The sequence below is a fragment of the Streptomyces sp. NPDC060194 genome (assembly GCF_042728285.1).
Classification (GTDB): Bacteria; Actinomycetota; Actinomycetes; order Streptomycetales; family Streptomycetaceae; genus Streptomyces.
In genome coordinates this window covers 1-8,437 of the sequence record NZ_JBHWZH010000199.1, presented here as the reverse complement: position 1 = coordinate 8,437, position 8,437 = coordinate 1, and the positions used below count along the sequence as shown (strand labels likewise).

The following is an 8,437-nucleotide window of genomic DNA, read 5'->3' as shown; positions in this document are numbered from 1 at the left end:
TGGGTAGCGAATCGACTAAGTCGCCCATAACGCCTATTTGTCGCACGCGGGTCGGGTGCGCGGCGGAACCGCAGCCCGCACGGCACCGCCGGGCGGGAGCGACCAGTAGCGCCCGAATCCCCTCGCCCGACGCCCGCCCTGACCCCAGGTCCTCCCCACCTCCTGGGGGCTGGGCGGGTGGCGTAGAGGGGATGTCAGAGCACCCGGAACCCCCCAACCAGGAGCGCCGACCAGGGCTTTCGCGGGGGCGCGGAGCGGGCCCGGCGCAAGGGTTGGTACGCGTGTTGGTGCAAGGGTTGTCGCGGGGGTTGCTGCACCCCAACCAGTCCTGCAACCAGCGGCCTGGCGGTGCGTTCGATCGGACGGCGGGAGACTGCCGTCATGAGCACGATGCGTCGCCCGTTGGGCACCGGCCCGAGCACCACCAAGAGCACGCCCACGGATGCGCCGGCACCGCGGCTGCTGCCCGTCGAGCGGGCCGACGTCGTCGAGCGCCTGGACGTCGACGAGCACCAGGACGACGACGGCGGCCGCGACGGACGGCGGCCGCTCGGCACGGGAGTCGAGACACCAGGTGCTAGGCGCTAGGCGGCTGCTCGGCCGCCCGGTCTGCCGCTAGGACACCTGCTAGGTCTAGCGGCTGCGGGTGCTAGGTCTAGCACCCGGCCAGGCGAGCAAGCGCGCACGCGACCCGGCCCGCTCCTCGAGGAGCGGGCCGGGGGAGCGAGTTAGTGCTCATTGTTCCAATGAGCCTCGCGCCGGCCCCGCCCACCGACCGGTGAGCGGGACAGCAAGTTGTGGCGAACTGATATCAGTAAGCACTAACTCGCTCCCCCGTCCTGACCAGCAGATCGGGGCAGCGAGTTAGTGCGAACTGGGGTCAGTTCGCGGCCGCCCGCTGGCGGCGGACGGCACGGTGGACGTGCTCGGGGAAGGTCCGGGCGGCGGGGAGTTCGAGCAGCGCGGACAGCTTCGGCGATTGCTCGTCCTCCCCGGCCTGGGTGGTCGACGCGCCCTCGGTCGGCGGGTCGAAGACGTCGATGCCCCACCGCAGGCCCCAGGACTCGATCAGCAGCCGGACGCCTCCGAGACCGTGTGCTTCGGCGACCTTGACGAGATCAAGGCGGCGACCGGGCACCCGGGCAATGTGCCGGTACCAGGTGCCTGACGGGATGACGAGGATCGGCACCAGGCCGCCGGACTCGTCCGTGATCTCGTCTTCGGTCCGGGTGTCCTGCGCAATCTCCAGTGCCTTCACCAGGGCGTTGAGGCCCTGCGTGCGGTACTGCTTGCGGACGCCGTAGATCCCGCGCTCGCGCTCGCGGTACGCGGTGGTGAAGATGCCCGGCACCCCGCCGGACGCGGCCATCTCGTCCGCCGCCGCGTCCCCGAGCTGCCACGGTCCGAGCCGCCCGACGCGGCGCCCGTCCTTGAAGTCCTGGCGGGAGAGTTCCAGCCCGATCTTCGCCGTGCCCTTGTCGCCGTCCTTGTACAGGTAGCGGGCCGTCTCGCCTTCCTCGCCACTGTTCAGCGAGCGCAGGTCGGTGCCGTGTCCCTCGCCGCCGCACGGGCAGTTCGGCCGGTCGCAGGTCTGGCTCACCTCGTACCCGCCGGCCGACCGGACGCCGTCGGCCCACGCCGTGGCGATCGCCCGCCGGAACTCGATCTGCCCGTCGGCATCGAGCGGGGCGGCCGTGACCCACAGCGTGTGCCAGTGCAGGTGGTAGCCCGTGTCCGGGCCCCAGGTGTCCTCGTACGCCCGCTCGTACCCGATCACGCCGAACTCAGCCTTGAGCCGCCGCCAGGGCCGCCCGGCGGACCCGTACGCGCCGCGCCAGCCGTCGTGCAGCACGCTCACCAGGCCGAAGCGCTGGCCCTTGCGATTCGAGCCGAACGGCATCCGGGAAAAGTGCCTCAGGGTCGACGTGCCGAGGTGCAGCCCGTAGCCGTTGAGCGCCAGGCCGTCGGCCATGAGCTGAGCGTTCGACGCCCGCACCGCGAGGATGCGCGCCCCGCACCAGGCGCACATGTGCACGTTGTTGCAGCGGCAGACGCCGGTGATCGCCGCTTCACCGAGGGCGGCCATGAGCGTCGCCGCGTTGCCGGTGAGCCGGTTCCCGCACGCCCGAAACGCCTCCCCGAGCGCGACCGCCTGGTGCCGGTCGCGGCGGTCGTACCGCTCGTCACGAGGGGCCGACTTCGGCGTCCGGGAACGCTCCGGACCGGGCTTCTCCGGGGTGTAAGGGTCGCGGCCCGTGGACGCGACCCTTACACCCCCCCTCTGACCTGCGGTGGACGGAGATTTTCCCTTACTACTGAAGCCCGCGTCCGGATTACTCGCCGTAGTCGTGCCGGTTACTCTGGGTGACTGGGCCGCAATGATCCGCTTTGCCCGCTTTCGGCAGGCATCCGAGCAGTAGAGCTTGGGTCGCTTGCCGGGGATGTGGACGATGGCCTGCCCGCAGTGGCAGCGGGGGCCGGCCGACTCGGCGCGGGGTGTGCTGGTGGTGCTGATCTCTCGTACGCTCGTCACAGAGCAACGTCCTGTCTCGCCGGGTTCAGCGGCGCGAGATTCGGGCGGCGACCCCGGGTTCCTAGGCCCGGGGTCGTGCCTTTTCTGGGGCTGGATCAGATCCTTGCATTTCGTGGGCAATTCGTTCCCCCTGGTCGCTCTGACGCGGTAAGTGGCTGGTGGGACTTCGAGGGCCGAAGAGAGCCCCGCCGGATTCCGGCGGGGCTCTCGTGCGTCAGGCAGCGGTGTCGAGCCGCGCCGCGAGCTGGGTAGCGGCGGCGAGGATCAGGCGGATCTCCGGTCCGCCCTCAGCGAGTGCGGCGGCCGGGGCCGGCGCGGCGGGCGTCGGCTCGGTCGGGGTGGTGCGGTGCCGCAGGAGCGGGAGCACCAGGAGGACGAGGCCGACCAGGAGGGCGAGCAGGTAGGCGAGCGCCATGACCCTCACGCCCCTTCCGCGAGCGTGGTGGTGACGCGGCGCCAGGAGGCCCGGAGGCGGGTCTCCCCGGCCGCGTGACCGGCCGCCCGGAAGGCGCTGGCCGTGTCCCGGTACGACATCGGCGGCTCCGTGCTGGCGAGCAGCTCGGCGACGACGCGGTCTAGGTCGGCGTCGGCGAGCGCGGGGGCCGCCTCGATCGCGGCGACCGGCTCCACCGGACCCCAGACGGGGAGAGACCACGTGGGCTGTGACGCGGGCGTGACGCGCTCTGTCACGCAGGTCAGGGCCCGTGAGGTGCCGTCGCCCTGCCGGGCCGCCTCCAGGGTCGACCAGGCCCCGGAGAGCCGCTCAGCGGTTCGTGCCTGTACCCGTGCGACGCGCGCCCCGGCCTCCGTCACGGCCATCAGCCGGGTCTCCTCGGTCCCCGCCTCAGCCCGCAGCCGGGCGCGGGCCACGGCCGCCTCGTCGCGGGCCTCCTGCTGGATCTCGCGGATCGAGTCGAGGGCGGCCGGGGTGAGCGCGGTCCGCTCCCACATGCCGTGGACCAGCCACAGGCACTTCGCGGCGAGGGGGAGCCAGGAGACGGCGAGCCATGCGCCGGGCGACTCCTCACCGAGCGCGTGGGCGACCAAGACGGCGGTCGCCACGGTGCCGAAGCCCCAGCCGACCACCATTACGGCGCGGGCGTGGTCGCCCTGCGCGGCCAGCCGCCGCTCGTACGCGAGGGTGGCGAGCCATCCGCCGTCGATGCCGAGCCCGACGACCAGAGCGACCGCCAGGCCGACCGCCGGACCGAGCCACATCACGACCACGGCGAGGGTCAGGACCATCGAGACGACGGTCATCAGGACCGCCGGGGCGGCCGTGTAGCTGCGCTTCTTCATGGTCACTTCCCCTTCCGGAGTGCGAGGGACAGGCCGATCCCGACGGGGCCGGCCGCCGCGACGGCGGCGACGGTCTGGGCGACGAGCTGGGCCAGGAGCAGCAGCAGCCCGACCGTGGCGAGCACGCCGACCGAGGCGGCGAAGGCGACCAGGCCGCCCACGACCGCGCGGTCGAATCCGTCCTGCGTCATGCCGACACCTCCCCGGCCGGGGTGGACAGCGAGCCGTCCTCGGCACGCAGCAGCTCGCCCGCGTCGACCAGCGCCTTGACCGCCTTGGAGACGGTGCCCTTGTTGATCCCGGTCCGGTCGGCGACCTCGCGGCCGGTCCGGGCCCCGTCGCGGACGGCGACGAGGACGCGGTCCCGGCTGGACACCGGGCCGGTCTGGGCGGGTACCTCAGCCGCGGGGACCGCTTCCGGCTCGGGCTTGACGAGTCGGAGGGTCGACGCGGCCGGGGACGCCGGCACCGCCGCACCGCGCCGCCAAATCGGCCGGTCGGGCAGGGCGATGACGTCGGCCGGGGAGAAGGCGCGGGTGTTGATCGGGTTGGGCGGGACCTTGGGGCCGGAGCGGAGCATCGCGACGCCGGGCATGGGCAGGTCGTGGGCGTGCCAGCCGCGTTCGGTGGCGTCCTCGCCGAAGACCGTGCGGGCCTCGCCGGAGGTGCTGAGGGCGAGCGCGGCACGGTAGGTGATCTGGGCGCTGATCTGCGGGTCGATGCCGCCGTTGCGGTCCATGGTCGGCTTCTGCGTGGCCCAGATCAGGACGATCTCAGCCGCGCGCCCCATGCGGGCGAGGGTGCGGAGGTTCTCCATGATCCGGGACCAGTCCGGGTCGCCCGGCGACTCCTTGGTGCCCCGCTCGCGGGGGGTCCGGGCCATGGCGATGACCTCCGCGCCCTCGTCGACGAAGACCGTGATCCGGGGCCGGTCGGCGCTGATCGCGATAACGTCCTGGCCGCGCGGAACCAACTCCAGGCGCTCGTGCATCTCCTGCACGAGTTCGTCGGTCAGGTCGAGGACGTCCTCCAGGTAGACGGCCGTCCGCGCGCGGTGCTTCCAGTTCAGGGCCTCCACGCGCTTGGGGTCGATGACGACCAGGCGATGGTCGTGGTGGTGGGAACCCTCCGCGAGAAGGGCGCGGGTCGACCAGGACTTGCCCGACCCGGACGTGCCCGCGATCAGCATGCGGCGACCGAGGGGGACCTGCACCGGCTCGCCGGTGATCGTGTCGACGCCCCACGGGTCGCCCGGAGTCCAGCCGGTCAGCTCGATCCCGTCGGCGGCGCTGCGGGTCCGCAGGGTGATCGTGGCGCGGTCGCCGTGCGATCCGGGCTTGATCTCCATGCGGAGATCCGTCCGGGCCCCGAGCAGGGCGCGGATCTCCTCGTGCTTGGTCCGGAACGTGCGGGGCGTCCAACGACCGTCCAGGCGGACCTGGGTGATGAGCCCGGCCGGGGTCAGTTCCACCGGGGCCGGCACCGTACCGGACAGCCCGCGCTCGTCGGCGTGGTGAGCCCAGAACGACGGGTCGAGGCGTGCGACCAGGCGGCGCTCCTCGGCCGTGAGCCCCTCCTCCACGGGCGCGGCGACCGAGCGGCGACCGAGCCGCAGGGCCACCGCGTTCGCGACGACGATCGCGGCCGACGTCGCGGCCGGCCACAACGTCAGGTCGACCGGAGTCGACATCAGGTAGGAGGCGATCCCGGCCGGGACCGCGTGGACCGCGTGCGCCTCGGCAGCCCGACGACCGAGGGTCGCGGGGTAGGACGCCCGCGCTGCAGCGAGGTCCTGGCGGGCCGCCTTCTGGTCACCGCGCGCCGCACGACTGGCCGTTGCCGCCGCCCGGCGAGCGCCGTTCAGCGGGTTCTTCGACGCCTTGCGCGCGGCGGCTCGCTGGCTCTTGGCCCGCGCCGCCGTCGACCGCGCCGACGTGTGGGTGCGCTGAGCCTCCATCAACCGCTTGAGGTTGTCCGGGGTCCGGAGCTGCGCGCGCCGGTCGGCCTCGGCGTCCCAGCGCGCGGCGAACGGCGCGAGGGCGGGGGAGACGGCGTCCAGCGCGTTCCTCGTACGCGCCACGAAGGCCGGCGCTTTCGCCACCGGCCCGATCTTCGTCCATGCTGCCTGTACGTCCACGATCTGGCTCCTTCAGGTCCGTGGATCAGGGCCGGACCCCGCGCTATCGGGGTCCGGTCCGTTGCGTGTGAGATCCCATACTGTGGTAGCACAGTCACTGTGTCAAGGCGTACAGTGTGTAGCTCACTAGCACACTCACCCCTGCTGAGGAGCCCTCATGTCCCTGGACCGCACGCCGCCCTACCTCCAGGTGGTCGCGGCGCTGAAGGCAAAGATCGTCAGCGGCGAGCTGAGCCACGGGGACGCGCTCCCGTCGGTCCGCGAGCTGGCCGCGCAGTACGGGATCTCCACCGCGACCGCTCAGAAGGTGCACCGCACGCTCAAGGCCGAAGGGCTCGCCGAAGCCCGGCAGGGCGCGGCCACCACGGTGAGCACCCGCCGGACCCTGCACCGCACGGCCGCCGACCGGCTGGAGGCGGCCCTGACCACGGGCCGGATCTACACGGACGGCGAGTACGCGGTGATCACGGCCGCCGACCTGTCCGAGCCCCCGGAGTGGGTGGCCGACCTGCTCGGCATCGAGGCCGGCGGTCAGGCAGTCCGTCGTCAGCGAGTCACCCACAACGCCGACGACCAGCCGGTGAGCGCGTCGACGTCCTGGTTCGCGAGCGAGCTGGCCGACACCGTGCCCGCCCTCCTGGTCCGCGAGCGGATCACCGGCGGCACCCCGTCGGCAATCGAGGCCGCGACCGGCCGCCGGGCGATCGCCTCCGAGGAGGCGACCACCGCCGCGGCCGCGACCAGCGAGCAGGCCGCGCAGCTCGGCATCGAGCCAGAAGCTCCGGTCTCGCTGTCCCGCAACGTCTTCGTCGACGTCCAGGGCGACGTCCTCGAAGTCGGGGAGTCCGTCGCGCCCGCCGGCCGCTGGCGCGTCCACCGGAGTTGATCTCTCCCACCCCACCGCGAAGGCCCCGCCGAAGATCGGCGGGGCCTTCGTCGTGAAGATCGCCGATCATGCCGCGCGGAGATCAACAACGTGCCCGTTTCGCCCGGTTGCTCCCCCCGGTTGCGGGCAGTTGCCCGGTTGCGCGCGGCAACCGCGCCTGACCTGTGGGTTTCCCGGTTGCACCGGATCGAGGAAGGGGGCCCCTACGCGTGCGCGCGCGAGGGAGCCCGATTCGATCACGCTCCGGAGGCCGCTCGCCGACCCGTCCGGGCGGCGGGTCCGGAGGGGGTCGGGGAGCGCCATCCGTCCGTAAGCCTCCGTGGCCCGGAGCGTCGGCGACTGCGGCCCGTCCGGGCGCTGAAGGACGGCAGCGGCGAGGGAGGGTCGACGGCGGGCGCTGTACGGCCGCCTGACGGCCTCTCACGGGGTCGGCCGCCGTTCCCCCGCCGTCGCCCCCGCAAGCGCGTCAGGGGGCCGTACGCGGCTCCGGGGCGGGCCGGGGGGCTGGCTGCTGCCGCGATGTGGCTGGCGTCGACTCGCTGATCCCAGCGCCGCGGGCCGGTCCGGATCACCCGTCCACCTGCGGGTTCGGGCCGGTCCCCTCGTCGAAGAGGGTCGGGGCCGGCTCCTGCCGTATCGGCGGGGTGAGCTGCCGCCGTCCGGGCGAGCGCGGCTCGGTCGGCAGCGGCAGCGCCGGACGTGCCGGCGGAACCGCCCGCCACTCCGTCGGCAGCGACATCGACGGCGGGGCCGCCGTCGGCCGCTTCCCGCGCTTGACCGGCCGCGACGCCGTTTCGACAACAGGCGAAACGGGCGCATCCGGGGTTCCGACTGTTGTCGAAACGGCGGATTCGCCTGTTGTCGAAACGGCCGCCTGAGCGGCGAGTGCCTCAGCGATCAGCCTCGCCTCCCGACGCGAGCGGTACGCGTACTCCTTGTGCGTCCGCGAGCAGTAGTCGCGGGACCGGCCGACGCCGGACTGACGGATCGCGCCTCCGCACCAGGCGCAGAGCTTCGCCCCGTCGGGGGTTCTAGGGGTGTCCTCGGTCATGGCGCGACCGTACGCGTGCGGCCGATCTCTTCTTGCGGCCGGTAGGGCTCCGCGACGCGCCGCCGGCACCGGCTCTTCCGAACGAGTTCCGGGATCGGTGCTGTCGGAATCCCCTCGACTCCAGCAAGGGGGTGGAGGGACTTGCGGGGCTAACCCCCGCGTCCACCAAGGTCGCCCTGCCCGTCCGGGTGGGACCACTTTTTCCGACCGATGGAGGAATCCGATGACCGACGACCGGAGCAAGATCGCGCTCGTGCTGACCATCACGGCGGTGGCGGTGATCGCAGCCGTGCAGACCCCGGCGCTCGTCGTCCCGCTGACGCTCGGGCTGGGGGTGTTCATGGCGGCTGCGCTGCTGCTGAACCTGTAGCGGTCACACACCCTTGCATCACGATCCGACAGATTCCCGAAGCGCCTATACCTCTCATAACGACTATGGGTAGCGAATCGACTAAGTCGCCCATAACGCCTATTTGTCGCACGCGGGTCGGGTGCGCGGCGGAACCGCAGCCCGCACGGCACCGCCGGGCG

General features: G+C 72.7%; 9 protein-coding genes. 3 read left to right on the top strand and 6 right to left on the bottom strand.

The window, feature by feature from the left end; translation table 11 throughout:
- Window positions 1-381 precede the first annotated feature (381 nt).
- Window positions 382-588 (top strand): hypothetical protein, encoded by a 207-nt coding sequence (locus ACFWEG_RS27050; RefSeq protein ID WP_378886451.1) that lies wholly within the window; start codon window positions 382-384, stop codon window positions 586-588.
- Between the two features lie 292 nt (window positions 589-880).
- Here the strand turns inward: ACFWEG_RS27050 and ACFWEG_RS27045 are convergent, their stop codons facing one another.
- From ACFWEG_RS27045 to ACFWEG_RS27025, 5 genes are all read right to left on the bottom strand, one after another.
- Complete coding sequence (locus ACFWEG_RS27045; protein WP_387220200.1) at window positions 881-2,086, bottom strand: hypothetical protein; 1,206 nt, start codon at window positions 2,084-2,086, stop codon at window positions 881-883.
- 661 nt (window positions 2,087-2,747) lie between these two features.
- Window positions 2,748-2,948, bottom strand: coding sequence for a hypothetical protein (locus ACFWEG_RS27040; protein ID WP_387220197.1), 201 nt, complete (start codon window positions 2,946-2,948; stop codon window positions 2,748-2,750).
- A gap of 5 nt (window positions 2,949-2,953) precedes the next feature.
- The gene (locus ACFWEG_RS27035; RefSeq protein WP_378886334.1) at window positions 2,954-3,832 is read right to left on the bottom strand and encodes a protein spdB; all 879 of its coding nucleotides are present in this window, start codon (window positions 3,830-3,832) and stop codon (window positions 2,954-2,956) included.
- Between the two features lie 2 nt (window positions 3,833-3,834).
- On the bottom strand, window positions 3,835-4,023 hold the full coding sequence (locus tag ACFWEG_RS27030; protein ID WP_378886332.1) for a hypothetical protein: 189 nt from the start codon (window positions 4,021-4,023) through the stop codon (window positions 3,835-3,837).
- Window positions 4,020-5,969, bottom strand: a complete 1,950-nt coding sequence (locus ACFWEG_RS27025) for an FtsK/SpoIIIE domain-containing protein (protein WP_387220195.1) — start codon at window positions 5,967-5,969, stop codon at window positions 4,020-4,022. Before ACFWEG_RS27025 ends, ACFWEG_RS27030 begins: the two co-directional genes overlap by 4 nt.
- A 157-nt stretch (window positions 5,970-6,126) precedes the next feature.
- Between ACFWEG_RS27025 and ACFWEG_RS27020 the strand changes: the two genes are divergently transcribed.
- Window positions 6,127-6,855: a GntR family transcriptional regulator gene (locus ACFWEG_RS27020; protein ID WP_378886328.1), complete on the top strand. Its 729-nt coding sequence runs from the start codon at window positions 6,127-6,129 to the stop codon at window positions 6,853-6,855.
- A 568-nt stretch (window positions 6,856-7,423) separates the two neighbouring features.
- On the opposite strand, the gene ACFWEG_RS27015 is transcribed toward ACFWEG_RS27020, so the two are convergent.
- A complete protein-coding gene (locus ACFWEG_RS27015) occupies window positions 7,424-7,906 on the bottom strand; it encodes a hypothetical protein (RefSeq protein WP_387220193.1) in 483 nt (160 codons plus the stop codon).
- A 223-nt stretch (window positions 7,907-8,129) separates the two neighbouring features.
- Between ACFWEG_RS27015 and ACFWEG_RS27010 the strand changes: the two genes are divergently transcribed.
- A complete protein-coding gene (locus tag ACFWEG_RS27010; protein WP_378886453.1) occupies window positions 8,130-8,276 on the top strand; it encodes a hypothetical protein in 147 nt (48 codons plus the stop codon).
- Window positions 8,277-8,437 lie beyond the last annotated feature (161 nt).